Raw genomic sequence first — 20,520 nt, 5'->3', positions numbered from 1 at the left:
CAGTTTCAGGCGCCGGGCATCGGCATGCCCAGCAGGCGGGCGGGTTCGAACAACGGCAGGTCAGGTATCTGGCCGAGGATGTGCTGGGCCAGGATGCGGCCCATGAATGGGCCACTGGTGTAGCCCGAATGCGCACTGCCGACCACGTAGGCGTCGCGCACACCGGGCACGTCGCCAATGATCGGCATGGCGTCGGCAGTCTCGGCCTCGAGGCCGAGCCAGATGCGCGCCACGCGCGCTTCGGCCAGCGCCGGCACTGCATAGGCGGCCAGCCGCATGTTGCCGACCAGGTTCTGCGGCCGCGCCTCGACGCCGCCGCGTACGCGGTCGCCCTCGCCTTGCCAGCCGCCGCCGATCAGCACGGTGCCGTTGGCAAACTGCTTGAGCGAAAGCAAACCATTGGCCACGCTGAGCACCGTGCGCATCACCGGCCGGATGCGCTCGGTGACGATGAGCTGGTTGACCAGCACCTTGATCGGGATCTGCACACCAAGCCAGGCCAGCATGTCCTCGATCCAGACACCGCCGGCCAGCACCACGCGCCGCGTGCGCAGCGTGCCGGCGCCGGCCGCACCGGTGAAGCGCACCGTGTGGCCGGCGTCGCCGGATTCGATGGCATCGACGGGCGTGTTCTCCAGCACCCCGACGCCCGCGCGCGTGAGCGCATGGCGGAAGGCACGGCCTGTGAGGTAGGCGCTGGCGAAGCCGTCGATTTCGCAGTAGCCGGCCTTCAGCAGGTCGGGATGGACGCCGGGCTCGATCTCGCGTGCGTGTTCGGGCGAGATCACTTCGATCGGCGCGCCGTATTCGCGACGCGCCTTCGCGCGCAGCTCGACCAGCTCGCATTCGCCTTCGGTGAAGGCCAGCGTGAGGCCGGGCACGTGCGTGGCCTGCACGCCCATGCCGAGCCATTGCTCGGCCTCCATCCACATGCGCCAGGCCCGCATCGCATATGGCACCAGCGCAGCGCGGGTCATGTGCAGGGTGAGCGTGCCGGCGTTGACGCCAGAGGCCTCGCGGCACAAGGGTCCGCGGTCGATCACGGCAACGCGCATGCCTCCCTGTGCCAGATGCAGCGCGGTCGAGCAGCCCATGACGCCGCCGCCGATGACGATCGCGTCGTAGCCGGTGGTCACCGTGCTCACAGCGGCGCCGCTTTCGGAATCGGAATGTCGGCGTAGGTGTAGTCGCCCGCGACCTCGGCCAGCGACACCGGCCGCAACGGCGCGCGGCCGGTGAAGCAGCCCACGGCCTCGCGGCTGCCGGCGTGGGGGGCCAACAGCGCGCCGGTCACATCGCCACAGCTGCGGCCCTGGCATGGGCCCATTCCGCAGCGCGTCCAGGCCTTGAGCTGGTTCAGGTCGCGCGCGCCTTCGCGTGCTGCCGCATCGATCTCCGCGCGGGTCACGTCTTCACAACGGCACACGATGGTGCTGCCCGCAATACCTGCGACGGCGCCTTCGCGCAAGGCCATGAGACCTGCCATGGCATGCCCGAAGCGCGCCGGTCGTGTCCAGGCACGCAGAAGCCCTGCCCGCTCGTTCGCGTGGGCCGCCTTGCCGATGCGTCCGAGATCGGCGGCGCAGGCCAGCGCGGCCAGCTCACCGTGAGCGCCTGCCGCAGCAGCGCCCGCGATACCGGCACCATCGCCGGCCAGATAAACGCCTGCAACCGAAGTGCGACCGTCTTCGTCCGTCTCGGCGATCCAGCCGCCGCGCTCGGCGGCATAGCGATGGCGTGCGCGCAGAAGGCGCGTCACGTCGGTTGCCGGCACCAGGCCATGGCCCACCGTGAGGCAGTTGGCCTCGATCGTGCGCCGCGCGCCGTCGGCCAGCGGACGCCCGGTTGCATCGACCGGCTGCACGTGCACGCGCAGGCCGTCGTCCGTCGCTTCGGCCGCATGCACGCCATGGCGATACAGCACCGGCACGCCGGCCAGCCGCAGCTTCGCCTGCCATTGCAGGCCCCGCCACAGCAGGTCGGGCCGGCCCGCGAGCGCGGGCAGCGCGCGCAGCCATTCGGCCCGGCTCGCCAGGTCGACCACCGCCGCCACTGCCCCGCCGGCCTTCAGGATGCCATCGGCCACCGCCAGCAGCAGCGGGCCGCTGCCCGCCACCAGCGTGCGGCGACCCGGCAGCATGTTCTGCGACTTGAGCAGGATGGTCGCGGCGGCCAGGCCCATCACGCCTGGCAGCGTCCAGCCTTCGAAAGGCACGACACGCTCGGTGGTGCCGGTGGCGACCAGCAGCGCGCGCGGCTGCCAGCTGGCCGAGCCGTCCGGCCCGATCAGGTCGGTGCGCAGGTCGGTTCCGATGTTCCAGACCTTGTGGCCGAAGCGGCAGTCAACGCCGGCGTTTCGCAGCGCGGCGCGCAGGTCGTCACCGGCCCGCGCCTCCTTCGAGCGTGGTGCGCCGGCGCTGCGCGAGAAGCCGACCGGCAGCGGGCGATAGACCTGCCCGCCGGCATCAACGTTCTCGTCGACCAGCAGAACCTTCAATCCACAGGCATGGGCACGCAGCGCCGCGCGGGCGCCAGCCGGGCCGGCACCGATGACCAGCAGATCGACCGCGTGGCCCACACCCTCAACCACGCGGGCGCTCCCGATGCGGCAAGGTCTCGACCGCGAGCCCTTCGCTCACCGGCACCTGGCACGACGGCAGCTTGCGCAAGCCGACCCACACCAGGCACTCTTGGCAGGAACCCATCAGGCAGAACATGCCGCGCGGCAGGTCGGCGCGTGGACTGTGGCGCAGTTCGCGCATGCCGGCAGCCCACAGCGCGCAAGCCACGCTCTCCCCCGCAAACGCACTGATCACCACGCCGTCGACCGTGAAGAAGGTCGGCGCGCCGCGCTGCACGCTGCCGATCGCACGCAGGGAGGGAACAGGCATGGGAGGCGTCATGAGGCAGGGATTTCAGTCGGCAACAGGTCTTCGGATCAGGAGTAGACCCGATTCGAATTATTGTATACATTCCATATATAAGAGTAATATTTTTTGCAGACACCGAAGAATCTGGCACTTGTCTTGCGTTGCCTTCCGTTCATTTCCATCCATCTTTTCCGGAGAACATTTCGATGAAGCACATCAGAAACGCAGCGCGCCGCACGCTGCTCGCGGGCGCCGCGCTGGCACTGGGTTCGGCCATGCTGGGCCTGCCGGTTGCCGTATCGGCGCGCACGCTCGACGAGATCGTGGCCAGCAAGAAGCTGGTGATCGGCGTCAACCCCACGCTGCCGCCGCTGGGCATCTTCAATGACAAGAACGAGATCGACGGCTTCGATGTCGACATCGCGAAGAAGCTCGGCGAAGTGCTGGGCGTCAAGACCGAAATCGTGCAGGTCGGCTCGCCGGATCGCATTCCGTTCGTGAGCAGCGGCAAGATCGATGCCGTGCTCGGCGCGATGACGATCACGGCCGAGCGCCAGAAGGTCATCGACTTCACCGTGCCGCTGCACACCGAGGTGCTGGGCGTTCTGACGACCAAGGCCAAGCCGTACAAGGACTACATGGAGCTCAACGACCCCGCCGTGCGGCTGGTCGAAGTGCGCGGCGCCACCCCGGTCAAGCTGGTGCAGGAAAAGCTGCCGAAGGCGCAGCTGCTGCTGCTCGACAACTACCCCGACGCAGTGCGCGCCATCGCCCAGGGCCGTGCCGACGCGATGATCGACGTGATGGACTTCATGACCGAGCACACCGCCAAGTACAAGATCGACTGGCGGATCGTCGACGCGCCTATCGACGTCTATTTCTGCGCCATCGGCGTGCAGAAGGGCAACGACGCGCTGCGCGAAAAGCTCAGCGCCGCCGTCAAGGAACTGCATCGCAACGGCTATGTGGACGAACGCTGGAAGAAGTGGTTCGGCGGCCCGATGCTGCATGACCCGCGCAGCGCGCCCACCTACAAGTAAAGCCCTCCCTTGCAGTTCGACTTCACGCCGGTGCTCGACCGGCTGCCCTACCTGATCGCCGGCGCCTGGCTCAGCCTGCAGATCGCATTCCTCGCGTTCGCGTTCGGCATGCTGATCGGGCTGGCCGGCGCTTCCGTGCGGGCCTATGGCCCGAAGTGGGCGCGGCGCGTCGTCGGCGCGTACGTCGTGTTCTTCACCAACACGCCGCAGTTGATCCAGATCTTCTTCATCTTCTTCGCCCTGCCCGATGCCGGAATCGTGCTGTCGCCCTACCAGGCCGTGCTGATCGGCATGACGCTCAATGCCGGTGCCTACCTCACCGAAATCCAGCGCGCCGGCTTCGAGTCGGTGCGTCGGCCCGAGCTCGAAGCGGCCGAGACGCTGGGCTTCTCGCGCATGCAGACCATTCGCTACGTGATCCTGCCGCACATCGTGCGCGTTCTGTTTCCGCCCTTGTCCAACCAGTACATCCTGATGACGCTGGGCACCTCGATGGCCGCCGTGTTCGGCGTCGAGGAACTGACCGGCCGCGCCTACAACATCAACTCCGAGACCTTCCGTTCGGTCGAGGTGTTCTCGGTGGCAGCCGTGCTCTATATCGTGATCACGCTGATCGCCACGCTGTCGCTGGCCTTCGTGGGCAAGCGCTTCTTCCGCGCCAAGATGAGGTGGTTCTGATGTGGCAGCAGATCGTGGATGAGCTGCCACGCTTCTTCAGCTACTACAACCTCCTCTTCTTTGCGAAGGCGCTCGGCGTGACCTTCGCGCTCTCGGCGATCGGCTGCATCGTCGGATTCACGCTCGGCTTCGTGCTGGCGGCGGTGCGGCTGAGCACGCGCCCCGCGCTCAGGCCCCTGCGTTTCGCGGTGCAACTGGTGACGGAGCTGTTCCGGCGCATTCCGTTCCTGGTCACGCTGATGCTGGTGTTCTTCATCTTCCAGGGGCTGAGTGCCGACCTGAGCATGTTCACCGTGGCGCTGATCAGCGTGTGCCTGATCGCCACCGCTTTTATCGCCGAGATCGTGCGCAGCGGCATGGAGTCGGTGCACCAGAACCAGTGGGACGCGGCCATCACGCTCAACTTCAGCTACCTGCAGATGCTGCGCATGGTGATCGTGCCGCAAGCCTGGAAGATCATCCTGCCGCCGGTGTTCGGCTTCTTCGTGCTGTTCATCAAGGATACGGCGCTGGCCTCCCAGATCGGCGTGGTAGAGCTGGCCTTTGCCGGCAAGACGATGAACAACAAGGGCTTTTCCGCGACGCTGGTGTATGGCACCGTGCTCGTTCTTTATTTCATGCTGTCCTATCCGCTCGCGCGTTTCGGCAAATACCTGGAGGCGCGTCTTGCCCCAACTCGAAATCGTTGACCTGAAGGCCAACTACGGCGCGCACACCGTGCTCGAGCGCATCAACCTCTCGGTCGAGAAGGGCGAGATCGTCAGCCTGATCGGCCCTTCGGGCTCCGGCAAGAGCACGCTGCTGCGCGTGTTGATGGGGCTGCTGCCGCCGATCAGCGGAGAGGTGCGCATCGACGGCCAGCCGCTCGACTACCGCAACCGCGAGCAGTTGCGCCGCATCCGCTCGGAGATGGCCATCGTGTTCCAGCAGTACAACCTGTTCCAGAACATGACGGTGCTCGAGAACGTGACCGTCGCCCCCATCAAGGTCAAGGGCCGCCCCCGCAAGGAGGTCGAGGCCTATGCGGTTCAACTGCTCGAAAAGGTCGGCATGGGCGCCAAGCTCGGCGCCTACCCCGACCAGCTCTCGGGCGGCCAGCAGCAACGTGTGGCAATCGCACGCGCGCTGGCCCTGCAGCCGGCGATCCTGCTGCTCGACGAGGTGACGGCGGCGCTCGACCCGGAACTGGTCAATGAAGTGCTCGACACGGTGCGCCTGCTGGCGGCGGACGGCATGACCATGTTCATCGTCTCGCACGAGATGGGCTTCGTGCGCGAGGTGTCGAGCAAGGTGGTGTTCATGGACGCCGGCCACGTGGTCGAGGTCGGCGGCCCACGCGACCTGTTCGATCGGCCGACGGAAGCCCGCACGCGCGAATTCGTCGGCAAGATCCTGCGCCACTGAACACGCGCCGGGCGCGCTGCGCTCAGGCGGCGAAGTCGGACACCATGCCGTTGCTGAGCCTGGACATCGTGTAGCGCCCGAGGTTGCGCAGGTGCGCTACCACCGCCTGCTCGGCGCGCGCATCGTCCCTGGCCTCGTAGGCATCGAGGATGGCAAGGTGCTCCGTGCGGTCTTCCTCGATGCGGTTGAACGGGTCCACCACCTCGAACAGGCGGCACAGCACGCGCAGGTGCGCGATCGTTTCGGCCAGCATCTCGTTGCCCGACGCGCGTGCGAAGAGGCCGTGGATCTGGTCGTCGGCCTGCCAGTGGCTCGACCCTTGCTGCGTGGAGTCGAGCGCAAGAATGCTGTCGCGCAGGCGCTGCACGTCGGCCACCGGCACACGCCCCATCGCAAGCGATACCGCCTGCGCCTCGAGCCGTTCCCGCACCTGCAGGCACTGGAAATAGTGCGAGGCCGTGATGCGGCGCACTGCGTAGGAGCGCGCATTGGCCCGCACCAGCAGGCCCTCGCCCTCCAGCCGCAGCAGCGCTTCGCGCAACGGCGTGCGCGACATTTCCAGGCGCTCGGCGAGCCGGCCTTCGACCAGCACCTCGCCGCCCGTCAGTTCACGCTGCAGAATCAGCCGGCGCACGACTGAATAGGCGCGATCAGTCAGGTTGGAAGGCTCGTCGACGCCAACACGCGCACGGCGCAAGGCGGCGAGTTTGGGATTTGCACGCGTTGCGACGGAAGACGCGACCTTGGATTTCATATGCTTTGTTCACACAATGTATGCAATGGAATGCAGGGTGTGAAGCATACGGCCTTCGGCCGCGCTTGGCTCTCAGAGGGTCACAAGCGTCTCGAACCCGCCCCAGAACATCCGCTTGCCATCGAACGGCAGCTTGTCCGGATCCATCATCTCGGTCAGCCGCGGGTCGCTCATGACCTTGGCATTGACCTCGTCGCGATGCTGGCGCGATTCGAACACGATGTACGAGAACACGACGAGCTCGTCGTCCTTTTGCTGCACGCTTTGCGGAAACGACGTGAGCTTGCCGGATTTCACGTCGTCGGCAACGCATTCGCGGTATTCGAGCGCACCGTGTTCACGCCAGATCGCGCCTGCCTTGAGCGCCATGGCGCGGTAGCTCTCCACATTGGCTTTGGGCAGCGCCAGAACGTATCCGTCGACATAAGCCATGATGAATCTCCTTGGCGGGAAGTTGCAGGCGCCCATGCTAGGACTGCGGCGGCTTCTCCGTATAAGGCTCGACCCTTGCCTGCTTCAGCTGGTAACCGCTGACGCCCATTTCGCCCGAGTTGAAACGCGCGGCCTCCAGCGTGCCGCTGACCCAAACGGTGTCCATCGCACGCAAGCCCTTTTGCGGGGTGGCGGCCAGCACGTGGATGATCTGGTTGGCCGGCGGCGGCGGCGTGTGGATGCAGGCGCCGAAATAAGGCACCAGCAGGAAGTCCTTGATCGCGCCGTCGACGCTCTCCAACGGCACCACGAAGCCCGGCAAACGCACGGCCTCGCCGTCAAGCGCGGTGTTGACGGGGGCGTTGTCCCAGGTGGCACGCAGGTCTTCGAGCATCTGCCTGGCGCGCGGGTCGTTGTCCTTGAGGTTGTCGAGGTTCACGCCACGAAAGCGCTTGGTCGGATCCCAGGCCTTCGGGATCAGTTCTTCCCAGGGGATGTCGCGTGCGGCCGGTGCCGCGGCAGCCACCACCACGGGCACTGGGGCATTCGTGAGGGCGGCAGCGGCCTTGGGTTTCACCATCGGATCGCACCCGGCCAGTGCCAGCAGCGCCGCCGCAGCCAGCGCGCAAAAAGGAGTTCGGAGCAGGTTCATTGTTTCGATTCCGGGAACACCGTGGTTCCCTGCGCCCTCTCGATCCGGAAGGCATTGCGATTCACACTTCAGTCCATGGGAAAGCAGGCGAACGGACAACCGCGAAGCCTGAACCCGCAGTCTGAAGGAAACCTGACATGAACGCCACTGCCACCACCACCCGCCTCCTCGCCGCTGCCGCCTTCGCGCTGCTGGCCGCCACGGGAACTGCCCACGCGGAAGACTATCAGGGCGTGCAGCAAACCAGCGCCCAGCGCAGCCGTGCCGATGTGGCCGCCGAAGCCGTGGCCGCGGCGCATGCCGCGAACCAGAACGTGACGCGCGGCTCGCGAGGCACCGACAACTTCAAGTCGAGCGCCGACCGCGGCGACGTGCGCGCCGCCGCCACGCTGGCGGTACGCACCGGCAAGCTCACCGCCTACGGCGAAGTCGGCACCCTGTAAATTAATCCCGCAAGGGCCCGCGCTGCAGCTTGATGGCAGAGCGCTGGCTTTTGCCTTCCAGGCGGCGCTGCTTCGAGCCGTAGGTCGGCTTGGTCGCACGCCGCACCCGTGGCGCCACGGCCACGCTGTCGACCAGCTCCTGCAACCGCGCCAGCGCATCGGTTCGGTTCATTTCCTGGCTGCGGTGCTGCTGGGCCTTGAGCACCAGTACGCCCTCCTGCGTGATGCGCGAATCACGCAGCGCCAGTAGTCTCTCCTTGACGCCCTCGGGCAAGGACGAGGCCGGAATGTCGAAGCGCAGATGCACCGCGCTCGACACCTTGTTGACGTTCTGGCCGCCCGCACCCTGCGCGCGGATCGCGCTGAACTCGACCTCTCGCTCGTCAACCTGCGCGGAGGCCATCGCGCTCAAACTCTTTCAAAGATGGCGGCAATGCCCTGCCCGCCGCCAATGCACATCGTCACCAGCGCATAGCGCCCACCGGTGCGATGCAGTTCCGCGATCGCCTTGGTCGTGATGATCGCGCCGGTCGCACCCACCGGGTGGCCCAACGAAATGCCGGAACCGTTCGGATTCACCTTGGCGGGGTCGAAGCCCAGCTCCTTGATGACCGCGCAGGCCTGCGCCGCGAAGGCTTCGTTCGATTCGATCACGTCGAGATCGCTCACCTTCAGCCCCGTGCGCTCCAGCACCTTGCGCGTCGCCGGCACCGGCCCGATGCCCATGTAGGCCGGCTCGACGCCCGCGTGCGCGTAGCCGACCAGGCGCGCCAGCGGCTTGAGGCCGAGCGCCTTGACGCGCCCGCCCTCGGCCAGCACCACGGCGGCCGCTCCGTCGTTGATGCCCGAGGCGTTGCCGGCGGTGACGAGGCCGTCCTTCTTGAACGCGGGCTTCATCTTCGCCAGCGTCTCCAGCGTGGTGTCGGCGCGCACGTGTTCGTCGGTGTCGAACAGCGAGACGCCCTTGCGCGTCTTGACCTCGACCGGAACGATCTGCGCCTTGAAGTAGCCGGCCGCGATGGCTGCGGCCGCGCGCTGCTGGCTCAGCACCGCCAGCGCGTCCTGCTGGTCGCGCGTGATGCCGTAGCGCGCCGCCACGTTCTCGGCCGTGATGCCCATGTGCATCTTTTCCCAGGGGTCGTGCAGGATGCCGAGCATGTAGTCGACCAGCACCGCGTCACCCATGCGCGCGCCGTAGCGCGCCGAGGTGTCGAAGTACGGGCCGCGGCTCATCGATTCGGAGCCACCGCCAATCGCAATGTCGCAGTCGCCCAGCGCAATGGCCTGCGCTGCCGAGACGATCGCCTGCAGGCCGGAGCCGCACAGGCGGTTGACGTTGAAGGCCGGTGTCTCGATCGGGCAGCCGGCGTCGATGGCGGCCACGCGGCTGAGGTAGGCGTCCTTCACGTCGGTCGGGATCACATTGCCCATCACGACGTGGCCGATCGCGTCGGGTGCAACGCCGCTGCGCTCGATCACGGCCTTCACCGCCGTGGTGGCCAGTTGGGTGTTGGGAACGTCTTTCAGCGCGCCGCCGAAAGTGCCGATGGCGGTGCGGGCGGTGCCGACCACGAAGATGTCGCGTTGGGTCATGAGTTGCTCCTGGTCAAGATGAGCATTGTGAACGCGCGCGTTCAGCAACTCGACCAACGCAGCCGGCGAAGCCCCGCCTCGCCTTGGGGGCCGGTCAGTCGTTGCCGGACACCGGCCGCGCGCGCACGTCGGTCACGTCGTCGGCCGCGCCCAGAGCAACAGGGCTTTTCACCGACTCGCCGCGCGCACGCGCATTGGTCACGTCGGCAGCGCTCGGCTCGGCCGGCCTCGCCGCCGAACGGAAGCGATCGAAGCCGCTAGCCGGGTTGAAGCGCATGACCCAGGGCCTGACGGGCTTGCCGGTGAGGCGCGCCCAGCCGGCGCCGATCATCCAGAAAGCCGCCAGCAGCAGCACGGCCGCGGCCAGGCTGGCAGCGAGCACCAGGCCCACCAGGAACAGAACCGCGCGGAGCAAGAAGTTCAGCATCAGCGTTTAGGCAACGGCATCCGCCAATTGTTCCCCGGCTTTTTTGCTGAAACTGAACTGACCCGGCGACTGGATCGGGTCGGTGGCCACGTGAATCGTGTCCTTCGGCCCGAAAGTGCCGTCGAGCAGCAGCTTCGACAACGGGTTCTCGATGCGCTGCTGGATCGCGCGCTTGAGCGGCCGCGCGCCGAATACCGGGTCGAAGCCGACCTTGGCGATCTCGGCCAGTGCCGCCGGCGACACGTCGAGCGTCATGTCCATCTTCATCAGGCGTTGCTGCAGCACCTTGAGCTGGATCGCGGCGATCGATTCGATGTTCTTCGCGTCGAGCGCATGGAACACCACGGTTTCGTCAATGCGGTTCAGGAACTCGGGACGGAAGTGGTTCTTGAGTTCGTCGGACACCGCCTCCTTGATCTCCTCGGCGGGCTGCCCGACCATGGCCTGGATCAGCGGCGAGCCGATGTTGCTGGTCATCACGATCACCGTGTTCTTGAAGTTGACGGTGCGGCCCTGGCCGTCGGTCAGCCGGCCATCGTCGAGCACCTGCAGCAGCACGTTGAACACGTCATGGTGCGCCTTCTCGATCTCGTCGAACAGCAGCACGCTATAGGGCTTGCGGCGCACCGCTTCGGTCAGGTAGCCGCCCTCTTCGTAGCCGACGTAGCCGGGCGGCGCGCCGATCAGGCGCGCGACCGAATGCTTCTCCATGAACTCGCTCATGTCGATGCGGATCAGGTGGTCTTCGCTGTCGAACAGGAAGCCGGCGAGCGCCTTGCACAGCTCGGTCTTGCCGACGCCCGTGGGGCCGAGGAACAGGAACGAGCCGGTGGGACGGTTCGGGTCGGACAGGCCCGAGCGCGAGCGGCGGATCGCATTGGCAACGGCGGCGATGGCCTCGTCCTGGCCGACCACGCGCTCGTGCAGCTTGCCTTCCATCACCAGCAGTTTTTCGCGCTCGCCCTGCATCAGCTTGGACACCGGGATGCCGGTGGCGCGCGCCACGACCTCGGCGATTTCCTCGGCGCCGACCTGCGTGCGCAGCAGCGTGTGCACACTCGACTTGCCCTTGCTGGCCTCGCTCGCCTCGGCTTCCTTCAAGCGCTTTTCAAGGCCCGGCAACTGGCCGTACTGCAACTCCGCAACCTTGTTGAAATCGCCCTTGCGCGTGAACTCCTCGATCTGGAACTTGATCTTTTCGATGTCTTCGCGCACGTTCGCGCTGCCCTGGGCCTGGGCCTTCTCGGCCTGCCAGATTTCGTCGTAATCGGCGATTTCCTTCTGCAGCCTGGTGATCTCTTCCTCGATCAGCCCGAAACGCTTCTGCGAGGACTCGTCCTTTTCGCGGCGCACGGCTTCGCGTTCGATCTGCAACTGGATGAGGCGGCGGTCGAGACGGTCCATCACCTCGGGCTTGGAGTCCATCTCGATCTTGATCTTGGCGGCCGCCTCGTCGATCAGGTCGATCGCCTTGTCGGGTAGAAAACGATCCGTCACGTAGCGATCGGACAGCTCGGCCGCGGCGACGATCGCCGGGTCGGTGATCTGCACGCCGTGGTGCAGCTCGTATTTTTCCTGCAGCCCGCGCAGGATCGCGATGGTCGCCTCGACGCTCGGTTCGCCCACGATGATCTTCTGGAAGCGGCGCTCCAGCGCGGCGTCCTTCTCGATGTACTTGCGGTATTCGTCGAGCGTGGTCGCACCCACGCAGTGCAGCTCACCGCGCGCGAGCGCCGGCTTGAGCATGTTGCCCGCATCCATCGCGCCTTCGGCCTTGCCGGCACCGACCATGGTGTGCAACTCGTCGATGAAGACGATGGTCTGGCCCTCGTCCTTTGCGAGTTCGTTCAGCACGGTTTTCAGGCGCTCTTCGAACTCGCCGCGGAACTTGGCGCCGGCCAGCAGCGCAGCCATGTCGAGCGACAGCACGCGTTTGCCCTTGAGCGACTCTGGCACCTCGCCGGCCACGATGCGCTGGGCCAGGCCTTCGACGATGGCGGTCTTGCCCACACCCGGCTCGCCGATCAGAACCGGGTTGTTCTTGGTGCGGCGTTGCAGCACCTGGATGGCGCGGCGAATTTCCTCGTCGCGGCCGATCACCGGATCGAGCTTGCCCAAGCGTGCGCGCTCGGTCAGATCCATGCAGTATTTCTTGAGCGCCTCGCGCTGGCCTTCGGCGTCGGCGCTGTTCACGCCCTGCCCGCCGCGCACCGCGTCGATCGCGGCTTCGAGCGACTTGCGCGTCACGCCCTGGCTGCGCGCCAGGTTGCCGATGTCGGCCTTGCTGTCGGCCAGCGCGAGCAAAAACAACTCGCCTGCAATGAACTGGTCATTGCGCTTGATGGCCTCCTTCTCGGTGGCTTGCAGCAGCTTGCCGAGCTCGGGGCCGACCTGCACCTGGTCGTGGCCCTGCACCTGCGGCAGCTTCTTGATCGCGGCTTCGGTGGCTTGCGCCAGTCCGGGCACATTGACGCCAGCGCGCTCCAGCAGCGCACGCGGGCCGTCGTCCTGCCGCAGCATCGCCGCCAGCAAGTGGGCCGGTTCGATGTAGGCGTTGTCGTTGCCGAGCGCGAGCGATTGCGCATCGCCCAGCGCTTCCTGAAATTTGGTGGTGAGTTTGTCTTGTCGCATGGTTGGATTCCTGCACTCAAAATAGGGCTGTTGCGGCGCGATTCAAGGGCGCTGCGCGCGTCCGGGCACGGCTATTGCACCGTGCGGCGTCATCATTCAATCCATTGCATGGAGTCGATCATGGTTTTTTCAACACCGCGCGTCAGTACGCTGCGCCACGCACTGGTGGCCAGCTTGTTTCTAGCAGCGGCCAGTCTGTCGGGCATTGCGCAAGCGCAAGGTACACCGATCAAGCTGCTGGTGGGTTTTCCGGCGGGCGCAGGCACCGATGCGATTGCCCGCACGCTGGGTGAAAAGCTCAAGGACGAGCTGGGCGTGCCGGTGGTGGTTGAGAACCGCGCCGGCGCCGGCGGCCAGATCGCCGCGCAGGCGCTCAAGGCCGCGCCGGCCGACGGCCACACCTTGTTCTTGAGCCACGACCATTCAATCTCGATCCTGCCGCAGGTCGTGAAGAGCGCCGGTTTCAACCCCGCGAGCGACTTCGTGCCGGTGGCCGGCTTCGCCACCTTCGCGAACGTGCTGGCCGTGTCGGGCGGCACGCCGGCGAAGACCATCGACGAGTACGTCAAGTGGGTCAGGACGCAGCGCGGCGGCAAGGACACCATCGGCGTGCCTGCACCTGCTTCGATCCCCGAGTTTCTGGTCAAGATGATTGGCGACAAATACAAGATCGACGTGCAGTCCGCGCCCTACCGCGGCAGCGCGCCGATGACGGCCGACATGCTGGGCAACCAGATCAGTGCCGGCATTGCATCGGTGCCCGATTTCATCGAGAACCACAAGGCCGGCAAGGTGCGCATCGTGGCGGTCATCGGAGCCAAGCGCCAACCGCTGCTGCCCAACGTGCCGACCTTCAGCGAGCTGGGCTTTCCGAACCTGGACGACTACCCGTACTACGGCGTTTTCGCACCGGTGGGCACTCCGCAGCCGGTGATCGACCGCTTCGGCGCCGCGCTGCAAAAGGTGCTGGCGATGCCCGACGTGAAGCAGAAGCTCACCACCCTGGGGCTGAACGTCGCCTACGAGCCGCAGGGCCAGTTCGCCGGCCGCGTGCGCACCTACACGCAGGCGTGGGAGCGGATCATCCAGGCGTCGGGTTTCAAGCCGCTGTAACTATCGCTCGCCCCCAAGCTACGGCGCACTGCGTGTCGCCTTCGCCCACCCCCTGCCGGGGGCGCTGCCAGCGGCCCGGCGGAGCCGGTTCCGCGGCAGCCCACGAACAGAGTGGTCAAGCGTTGATGGACTTGATACCCCAGCGCGCAAGGGCTGCATCGTCGGTAACGCGTGCATCGACCCACCGCGCGCCTTCGGGCGTCTGTTCCTTCTTCCAGAACGGCGCCTGGGTCTTGAGGTAGTCCATCAGAAATTCGCAGGCCTCGAAGCTCTGGCCGCGGTGCGCCGACACCACGGCGACCATCATGATCTGGTCGAGCGGCTGCAGCAGGCCAACGCGGTGGATCACGCGCGCGCCGAGGATGTCAAAGCGGCGCACGGCCTCGTCGATCATGGCCTCGATCGCCTTCTCGGTCATGCCGGGGTAGTGCTCGAGCTCCATCGAAGCCACCAAAGTGCCGTCGTTGCGATCGCGCACCGTGCCGATGAAGCTGCAGACTGCGCCGACGCGCGCATCGCCGGCGCGCAGCGCGGCGATCTCTGCGCCGACGTCGAAGTCGGCAGTCTGGACGGAAACCCGGGCGAGCGAAGGCATGCCCAAATTGTGGCACCGACGCTCCACAATCCGCCGATGCCAACCGCCACGCCATTGCCACTTGCGCGCAGCCGCGACGGCGGCCGTGTCGTGAGCCCGCAACGCAGCGCGCCCGGCCCCCGGCCTTAGCCGCTACAGTGCACGCCATGCCTGCCCGTCTCGCACCCCACCGCCAGCCTTCGTTCGAAGGCCAGGTCGGCGTGCGCCGGGTCGGCAAAGCCAAAAAACCAATGCTCGTCTGACCGGAGCTGCGGTTCCGTCGTCGGATGAGCGACGGAACTGCAGGAGCCTTGCGGCCCCCGATGAGTTGATGTGCGCGCACCCGACGATGGTTCATTCCATCGGTCGATTCCTGAAAGGAAATCCGCGTGTCCATCTCTCCTTCCCCTTCCACTGACCTGGCCGGCCTCTGGGTGCCACTCGTCACGCCCTTCGACGCCGACGATGCGGTCGACCACGACGCCCTGGCCGGCCTGACGCGGCGCCTCGCTGCGGCCGGCGTGACCGGCACGGTGGTCTGCGGCTCGACCGGCGAAGCGGCTGCACTCGACGAGCACGAGCAACTCGCCGCATTGGCGACCGTGGCGCAAGCAGCGCCCGCGCTGCCGCGCATCATGGGCCTCTCGGGCTACCACCTGGGGCAGACGCTGGCCTGGGTGCAACGCCTGAACCGCGAAACGCTCGCAGCCCTGCTGGTGCCCGCACCGCACTACATCCGCCCGTCGCAACAAGGCCTGATCGACTGGTTCACCACCATCGCCGATGCGAGCGCGGCGCCGCTGGTGCTCTACGACATTCCCTACCGAACCGGCGCCACCCTGGCCCGCGAAACCTTGCTCACGCTGGCCGCGCACCCGAACATCGTCGCCATCAAGGACTGCGGCGGCGATCCGGCCAAGACCCGCGCGTTGATCGCCGACGGCCGGCTGCAGGTACTGGCCGGCGAAGACGCGCAACTCTTCGGCACCGTCGCCGAGGGCGGTGCGGGTGCGATCGCGGCCAGCGCCCATCTGCGCACCGAAGACTTCGTCCGCATGGTGCGATGGCTGCGCGAAGGCAAGCTCGACGAGGCGCGCACACTGTGGCAACCGCTGGTGCCGCTGATTGAACTGCTGTTCGCCGAGCCAAATCCCGGCCCGCTCAAGGCGGCATTGGCGCTTGAGGGCCTGATGGGCGACACGCTTCGTTCGCCCATGACCGCCGCCACCGAGCCGACGCGCCAGCGGCTGGCCGCGTTGCGCGCCGCGCTTACGTAGCCATCAGGACAGACGCCTCAGGTAGTCATCGACGCTGTCGGCCAGCGTATTCCCTTCGGGCATGGTGCCGCCCGGCGTGAAATGGTCGACCACGTCGGGAAGGAGCTCGGAGAGGCCGGCTCTCGCCTCGTCGCTGCTGATTCCGGCCTGCTGCGCCATCTGTTGCAGTTCATCCTCACCGAACACATCGTCGATCGCCCGCGGCGGCAGCGGCTCGTTCGAGCCGGTGCCCACCCACGACGCCGCCTGCTGACCGTAGCCCCGCTGCGAGAGGCGCCCGAGGAGTTCGCCCAAACCACCCCCACCGCCGCCGTCCCCTTGGCGGCCGCGCCGACTCAGCATGTCCAGGACGACCGGCAACAAGGCCATCAGCACCGGACTCAGCCCGCTGCCGCGCCGGGCACCATTGCGCCCGCCGAGCGCGCTGCCGGCGAGGCCGCCGAGGATCTGGGATAGCAGGCTCATGATCGTCTCCTAAGAAGGTTGGCCGGGAGCGCCGCAATTTGCATCGCATCGCCGGAAAAGCGGTTTCACGTCGGCTACCGGCGACCGGTCACTGCGCGGCCAGGCGAACTGGAGCTTGGCGCACGCCAGCACGAAACCAAGGGGGTCAAGCGTGAAATCCTTCACGCATTAAATTACACCAAAAGCATTACTTGTAGCACTATTAACTACATGAAACCCCCGCCATCCACGACAGATACCAACTACGGTTGGTGGACGGACAAGCCAGATCGGCGCGAGCACTCCCCGCTCAATTCCGCGCAGCGCAGGTTGCATGGCCGAACAGACGGATCCACCTGGGTTGGCTCCGTCCTGATCATCGCCCTCATGGTGGCGTTTGCGTGGTCGCTCAAGTCACTTGCGGGATGGTGACACTTCGAAAATTTCACATCATGGCAAAACGATTCAATACTCACAACCGCTTCGCCGCGCACCTCGATAGCGCCCCTTCCCGCTTGGACGAGCTGACCTTTGAGCATCGATTCCAGGAGCGTGAGCAGCGCGCCGCTGGATGGCGGCGCAATTTCTCCTTTGCCGCGCTCGCAATTGCATTGGTGCTCACGGCACTGTTCATTGCGCGGTGAGCACGGATGGTCACTGCCTGAAAGGCTGAAACCCATCCCTGGCTTCGAACTTTGAGACCATCTCGACCGCGATGCCGAAGGCGGCAGCGCGTCGTGACGATGGCCAATGCACACAGAACGAGTTCATACTTCAAAACCCTCCGCGGCATGAAGCCGCTTTGCTCAAGAAGGGAAGAAATGATGATGCATTCGACGTTGCGTTCGACCTCCCTAGCCGCCGGGTTGGCAATGTGCGTATCGCTCGCGCATGGCGCCGGCTTCGTGCTGACCAGTCCGAGCATCAAGCCCGGCAGCATGCTCACCGAGGCCCAGGTCTTCAACGGCTTCGGCTGCACGGGCAAGAACGTGTCGCCCGCACTGAAGTGGAGTGGTGCGCCCAAGGACAGCAAGAGCTTCGCTGTGACGGTGTACGACCCTGATGCACCGACCGGGTCAGGCTGGTGGCATTGGGTGGTCTACAACATCCCTGCGACCGCCACCGGGTTTCCGGAAGGGGCAGGCGTGCCCGATGGCAAAGACCTGCCTGCCGGCAGCGTGCAGGGACGCACCGACTTCGGTGCACCGGGATTCGGCGGCGCCTGTCCGCCGAAGGGCGACAAGCCGCACCGCTATGTGTTCACGATCTACGCGCTGAAGACCGACAAGCTCGACATTCCGCCCGACGGTACCGCGGCGCTGGTGGGCTACATGATCAATGCCAACAAGCTTGCCTCAGCCACCTTCACGGCGAAGTACGGGCGCTCGAAATAGGCGCGTCCGTGTTTTCCGTCAACCACGGAGACACCATGACCGATCGAAACGACGCAGCCCTGTTCCAGCAGATGCGAGACGAGCTGTTCGTTGCCGCCGTGGGCGACGTGCTCGACACGCTGGGCTATCAGCACCAGTTTCTGCCCGCCGGCATTGCGCCGCTGGAGAAGTCGATGCGCATCATCGGTCGCGCCATGCCGGTGCTGGAGGCCGACGTCATCAGCGACGGCACGCGCTCGGCCGGGCCGCTCTCGGGCAAGCCTTTCGGCCTGATGCTGGAGGCGCTGGATGACCTCCAGCCCGGCGAGATCTACATCGCGACCGGTTCGTCGCTGCGCTATGCGCTGTGGGGCGGGCTGATGTCGACGCGCGCGCAGCACCTCCAGGCGGCCGGCGCCATTCTCGACGGCTACGTGCGCGACGCCAACGAGATCGAGGCGCTGGGCTTCACCGTGTTCTGCCGCGGCACCTATGCGCAGGATCAGGGCGTGCGCGGGCAGGTCATCGACTACCGCTGCACCATCGAGATCGACGGTGTGCGCATCGCGCCCGGCGATCTGCTGTTCGGCGACCGCGAAGGCGTGATCGTGATCCCGCGCACGGTCGAGGTCGAGGCAGTGGCCAAGGCGCTGGACAAGGTGCGGACCGAGAACAAGGTGGCCGACGCGATCCGCGGCGGCATGAGCGCCTGCAAGGCGCTCGAGACCTTCGGAGTGATGTGAATCAGCCGCCAGTGACGGGTGGGAAGAAAGCGACCTCGCTGCCCTCTTCCAGCCCGGCGCTTTCGGCGCTCATGACCTGGTCGAGCGCCATGCGAACCGCCCTGCCGCGCGCGAGTGCACCCGCATAGGGTTCGCCACGTGCGATCAGTTCGTCGCGTAGCGCAGCCAGCGTGGGCGCCATGGTGTCGAGCGCTTCGTCGCTCTTGCCGAGCGCCTCGCGCACCGAGGCGAAATACCGGATTCGGACGCGTTTCATAGTGCCAGGGGGGCGAGCATCATGCGAGCAGCGACGCAAACGAGATGAACTGCACCAGATCACCAGCCTTGAAGGCCTGGCCGGCGGGTGTGTCGATCACGCCATCACCCCAGACCGTCGAGGTGAGCACACCCGAGCTCTGGTTGCCGAACAGGTCGAGGCCACCCGCGGCATTGCGGCGGGCGCGCAGGAACTCGCGGCGCCGGTCCGCGCGCGGCCAGTCGAAGTCGGCGCGCACGGCTATGGGCTGCGGTGCCACGCGTGTCGCGCCTTGCAAGGTGAGCAGGAACGGCCGCACCAGCAGCAGGAAGGTCAGAAAACTCGAAACCGGATTGCCAGGCAGCCCAGTCACATGCGTGCTGCCGATGCGGCCGTAGGCAAAGGGCTTGCCGGGCTTCATCGAGAGCGACCAGAGCTGCAGTTCGCCCAGGGCCTGCACGGCCGCCTTGATGTGGTCTTCCTCGCCGACCGAAACGCCGCCGGTGGTGATGATCAGGTCGCTGGCTTCGGCCGCACCGCGCAGCGCCTCGATGGTCGCTTCGCGGTTGTCGGGCACGATGCCGAGGTCGTTGACCTCGCAGCCGAGCCGGTGCAGCAGCGCCCGCATGAAGAAGCGGTTGGAGTTGTAGATCGCGCCGGGCTTCATGGCTGCGGGCGCCACCTCGCCCGGCATCACGAGCTCGTCACCGGTCGACAGCAGTGCAACGCGCGGACGCTTCGCGACCTGCAGGCGGTCGAAGCCCACGCTGGCCGCCAGGCCCAGCGCGGCGGGCGTCAGGCGCTCGCCTCGGGCCAGCACCACGTCGCCGGCGGCCACGTCTTCGCCCGCGCGACGGATCCACTGGCCCACTGCCGGCGCCAGATCGACCTGCACGCGGCCGAGCGAGCCTTCTTCGGGCAAGGCAGTCGTGTCTTCCTGCATCACCACGGCGTCGGCGCCTTCGGGAATCGGCGCGCCGGTGAATATGCGTGCGGCGGTGCCGGCCGCGAGCGGGCCGCCGACACTGCCGGCCGGAATGCGCTGCGCCACGGCGAGCACCGCACCGGGGGCTGCGCAATCGGCCATGCGCACCGCGTAGCCGTCCATCGAGCTGTTGTCACGGGGTGGCACGGTGAGGGCCGACACCAGGTTCTGCGCGAGCACGCGCCCGTCGGCATCGAAGGTCGAGACGCTCTCGCTGCCGAGCATGGGCGTTGCCTTCGCGAGCAGGCTCGCGAGCGCCTCGTCGAGCGGCATCAACGGGGGACGTTTGGGATCAGCCATAGAGTTCGTCGTTGTATTCGAAGCGCTCGCCGCTGTCGATCAGCCACTGCGCGATGGCCTCGGCATCGTCGAGGTCGAACACGGGCAGCCCGGTCGGCACCGGCAGGCTGTCAGGCGCGTCGGTGGCGATGGCGGTGACGAAGTCGTCTTCGGGGTAGCGCGCCGGGCGGGCCGTCTCGCCGGGGGCCGGGGCGCGCCAGACTTCGATCTTCTGCAGGTCGCTGTGCTTGAAGCCCTCGACCAGCACCCAGTCGACACCGTTGTACAGCTCGGCGATCAGCTGATGCACGGTGAGCTGCGCGGGTTGCTCGAACTCGCGCATCAAGGCCAGGCGACGATCGGAGGCCACCACCACTTCGAAGGCACCGGCTTCGCGGTGGCGATGCGTGTCCTTGCCCGGATGGTCGATGTCGAACTTGTGGTGCGCGTGCTTGACCACCGACACACGCTGCCCGTGCAGCCTGAACACCGGGATCAGGCGCTCGACCAGCGTGGTCTTGCCCGACCCGGAATAGCCCGCGAACCCGATGACTTTCATGCGCGGCCGCCGGT

The 20,520-nt window shown here is 66.5% G+C and carries 25 protein-coding genes; 10 read left to right on the top strand and 15 right to left on the bottom strand.

The features are described 5' to 3' along the window. Positions 1–5: 5 nt before the first annotated feature. From QTI05_RS16535 to QTI05_RS16525, 3 genes are read right to left on the bottom strand one after another with little or no spacing between them, the layout of a single operon-like run. On the bottom strand, positions 6–1,145 hold the full coding sequence (locus QTI05_RS16535) for an NAD(P)/FAD-dependent oxidoreductase (RefSeq protein ID WP_286622268.1): 1,140 nt from the start codon (positions 1,143–1,145) through the stop codon (positions 6–8). After that, positions 1,142–2,590 carry an FAD/NAD(P)-dependent oxidoreductase gene (locus tag QTI05_RS16530; protein WP_286622267.1) on the bottom strand — a complete coding sequence of 483 codons (1,449 nt, stop codon included), beginning with the start codon at positions 2,588–2,590 and terminating at the stop codon, positions 1,142–1,144. Before QTI05_RS16530 ends, QTI05_RS16535 begins: the two co-directional genes overlap by 4 nt. After that, positions 2,583–2,891 (bottom strand): (2Fe-2S)-binding protein, encoded by a 309-nt coding sequence (locus QTI05_RS16525; RefSeq protein WP_286622266.1) that lies wholly within the window; start codon positions 2,889–2,891, stop codon positions 2,583–2,585. Before QTI05_RS16525 ends, QTI05_RS16530 begins: the two co-directional genes overlap by 8 nt. Positions 2,892–3,076: 185 nt before the next feature. Here QTI05_RS16525 and QTI05_RS16520 point away from each other — a divergent pair, with 185 nt between their 5' ends. Genes QTI05_RS16520 through QTI05_RS16505 form a run of 4 tightly spaced genes read left to right on the top strand, consistent with a single transcriptional unit; the run spans position 3,077 to position 5,992 of the window. Beyond that, positions 3,077–3,910, top strand: a complete 834-nt coding sequence (locus QTI05_RS16520; protein WP_286622265.1) for a transporter substrate-binding domain-containing protein — start codon at positions 3,077–3,079, stop codon at positions 3,908–3,910. Positions 3,911–3,919: 9 nt separating this feature from the next. Then, positions 3,920–4,588: an amino acid ABC transporter permease gene (locus QTI05_RS16515; protein ID WP_286622264.1), complete on the top strand. Its 669-nt coding sequence runs from the start codon at positions 3,920–3,922 to the stop codon at positions 4,586–4,588. After that, on the top strand, positions 4,588–5,277 hold the full coding sequence (locus tag QTI05_RS16510; protein WP_286622263.1) for an amino acid ABC transporter permease: 690 nt from the start codon (positions 4,588–4,590) through the stop codon (positions 5,275–5,277). Before QTI05_RS16515 ends, QTI05_RS16510 begins: the two co-directional genes overlap by 1 nt. Next, positions 5,255–5,992, top strand: coding sequence for an amino acid ABC transporter ATP-binding protein (locus tag QTI05_RS16505; RefSeq protein WP_286622262.1), 738 nt, complete (start codon positions 5,255–5,257; stop codon positions 5,990–5,992). Before QTI05_RS16510 ends, QTI05_RS16505 begins: the two co-directional genes overlap by 23 nt. A gap of 22 nt (positions 5,993–6,014) precedes the next feature. On the opposite strand, the gene QTI05_RS16500 is transcribed toward QTI05_RS16505, so the two are convergent. From QTI05_RS16500 to QTI05_RS16490, 3 genes are all read right to left on the bottom strand, one after another. Next, complete coding sequence (locus QTI05_RS16500; RefSeq protein ID WP_286622261.1) at positions 6,015–6,746, bottom strand: GntR family transcriptional regulator; 732 nt, start codon at positions 6,744–6,746, stop codon at positions 6,015–6,017. A gap of 72 nt (positions 6,747–6,818) precedes the next feature. Continuing rightward, positions 6,819–7,181: a DUF1428 domain-containing protein gene (locus tag QTI05_RS16495; RefSeq protein WP_286622411.1), complete on the bottom strand. Its 363-nt coding sequence runs from the start codon at positions 7,179–7,181 to the stop codon at positions 6,819–6,821. A 34-nt stretch (positions 7,182–7,215) separates the two neighbouring features. Then, positions 7,216–7,830, bottom strand: a complete 615-nt coding sequence (locus tag QTI05_RS16490; protein ID WP_286622259.1) for a DUF3299 domain-containing protein — start codon at positions 7,828–7,830, stop codon at positions 7,216–7,218. A 137-nt stretch (positions 7,831–7,967) separates the two neighbouring features. On the opposite strand from QTI05_RS16490, the gene QTI05_RS16485 reads away from it, so the two are divergent. Then, complete coding sequence (locus QTI05_RS16485) at positions 7,968–8,273, top strand: helicase SNF2 (protein ID WP_286546056.1); 306 nt, start codon at positions 7,968–7,970, stop codon at positions 8,271–8,273. A 1-nt stretch (position 8,274) separates the two neighbouring features. On the opposite strand, the gene arfB is transcribed toward QTI05_RS16485, so the two are convergent. The 4 genes from arfB to clpB form a co-directional block, all read right to left on the bottom strand. After that, positions 8,275–8,676: an alternative ribosome rescue aminoacyl-tRNA hydrolase ArfB gene (gene arfB / locus QTI05_RS16480; RefSeq protein ID WP_286546055.1), complete on the bottom strand. Its 402-nt coding sequence runs from the start codon at positions 8,674–8,676 to the stop codon at positions 8,275–8,277. Positions 8,677–8,681: 5 nt separating this feature from the next. After that, positions 8,682–9,866 (bottom strand): acetyl-CoA C-acyltransferase family protein, encoded by a 1,185-nt coding sequence (locus QTI05_RS16475; RefSeq protein WP_286622258.1) that lies wholly within the window; start codon positions 9,864–9,866, stop codon positions 8,682–8,684. Between the two features lie 94 nt (positions 9,867–9,960). Further along, positions 9,961–10,281, bottom strand: coding sequence for a hypothetical protein (locus QTI05_RS16470; protein ID WP_286622257.1), 321 nt, complete (start codon positions 10,279–10,281; stop codon positions 9,961–9,963). 18 nt (positions 10,282–10,299) lie between these two features. Beyond that, complete coding sequence (clpB, locus tag QTI05_RS16465; protein ID WP_286622256.1) at positions 10,300–12,924, bottom strand: ATP-dependent chaperone ClpB; 2,625 nt, start codon at positions 12,922–12,924, stop codon at positions 10,300–10,302. 120 nt (positions 12,925–13,044) lie between these two features. On the opposite strand from clpB, the gene QTI05_RS16460 reads away from it, so the two are divergent. Further along, positions 13,045–14,037, top strand: a complete 993-nt coding sequence (locus tag QTI05_RS16460) for a Bug family tripartite tricarboxylate transporter substrate binding protein (RefSeq protein ID WP_286622255.1) — start codon at positions 13,045–13,047, stop codon at positions 14,035–14,037. A 115-nt stretch (positions 14,038–14,152) separates the two neighbouring features. On the opposite strand, the gene QTI05_RS16455 is transcribed toward QTI05_RS16460, so the two are convergent. After that, the gene (locus QTI05_RS16455) at positions 14,153–14,632 is read right to left on the bottom strand and encodes a molybdenum cofactor biosynthesis protein MoaE (protein ID WP_286622253.1); all 480 of its coding nucleotides are present in this window, start codon (positions 14,630–14,632) and stop codon (positions 14,153–14,155) included. Positions 14,633–15,000: 368 nt separating this feature from the next. On the opposite strand from QTI05_RS16455, the gene dapA reads away from it, so the two are divergent. Then, a complete protein-coding gene (dapA, locus tag QTI05_RS16450; protein WP_286622252.1) occupies positions 15,001–15,888 on the top strand; it encodes a 4-hydroxy-tetrahydrodipicolinate synthase in 888 nt (295 codons plus the stop codon). 3 nt (positions 15,889–15,891) lie between these two features. On the opposite strand, the gene QTI05_RS16445 is transcribed toward dapA, so the two are convergent. Next, on the bottom strand, positions 15,892–16,353 hold the full coding sequence (locus tag QTI05_RS16445; RefSeq protein WP_286546044.1) for a YidB family protein: 462 nt from the start codon (positions 16,351–16,353) through the stop codon (positions 15,892–15,894). A gap of 431 nt (positions 16,354–16,784) precedes the next feature. On the opposite strand from QTI05_RS16445, the gene QTI05_RS16440 reads away from it, so the two are divergent. The 3 genes from QTI05_RS16440 to QTI05_RS16430 all read left to right on the top strand — a co-directional run bounded on the left by QTI05_RS16440 (position 16,785) and on the right by QTI05_RS16430 (position 18,448). Beyond that, on the top strand, positions 16,785–16,976 hold the full coding sequence (locus tag QTI05_RS16440) for a hypothetical protein (protein ID WP_286546042.1): 192 nt from the start codon (positions 16,785–16,787) through the stop codon (positions 16,974–16,976). A gap of 183 nt (positions 16,977–17,159) precedes the next feature. Further along, the gene (locus QTI05_RS16435; protein ID WP_444812928.1) at positions 17,160–17,726 is read left to right on the top strand and encodes a YbhB/YbcL family Raf kinase inhibitor-like protein; all 567 of its coding nucleotides are present in this window, start codon (positions 17,160–17,162) and stop codon (positions 17,724–17,726) included. Positions 17,727–17,761: 35 nt separating this feature from the next. Beyond that, positions 17,762–18,448 (top strand): RraA family protein, encoded by a 687-nt coding sequence (locus tag QTI05_RS16430; RefSeq protein WP_286622251.1) that lies wholly within the window; start codon positions 17,762–17,764, stop codon positions 18,446–18,448. A 1-nt stretch (position 18,449) separates the two neighbouring features. Here QTI05_RS16430 and QTI05_RS16425 read toward each other — a convergent pair whose 3' ends face one another. From QTI05_RS16425 to mobB, 3 genes are read right to left on the bottom strand one after another with little or no spacing between them, the layout of a single operon-like run. After that, entirely contained in the window at positions 18,450–18,704 is a 255-nt protein-coding gene (locus tag QTI05_RS16425) for a MoaD/ThiS family protein (RefSeq protein WP_286622250.1), read from the bottom strand. Positions 18,705–18,723: 19 nt separating this feature from the next. After that, complete coding sequence (locus QTI05_RS16420) at positions 18,724–19,968, bottom strand: molybdopterin molybdotransferase MoeA (RefSeq protein WP_286622249.1); 1,245 nt, start codon at positions 19,966–19,968, stop codon at positions 18,724–18,726. Continuing rightward, positions 19,961–20,506, bottom strand: a complete 546-nt coding sequence (gene mobB / locus QTI05_RS16415; RefSeq protein WP_286622248.1) for a molybdopterin-guanine dinucleotide biosynthesis protein B — start codon at positions 20,504–20,506, stop codon at positions 19,961–19,963. Before mobB ends, QTI05_RS16420 begins: the two co-directional genes overlap by 8 nt. Positions 20,507–20,520 lie beyond the last annotated feature (14 nt).

It is taken from the genome of Variovorax fucosicus (assembly GCF_030316825.1).
Lineage (GTDB): Bacteria > Pseudomonadota > Gammaproteobacteria > Burkholderiales > Burkholderiaceae_C > Variovorax > Variovorax fucosicus.
The sequence above is the reverse complement of the archived record's forward strand: the minus strand, read 5'-3'. Positions and strand labels throughout refer to the sequence as shown.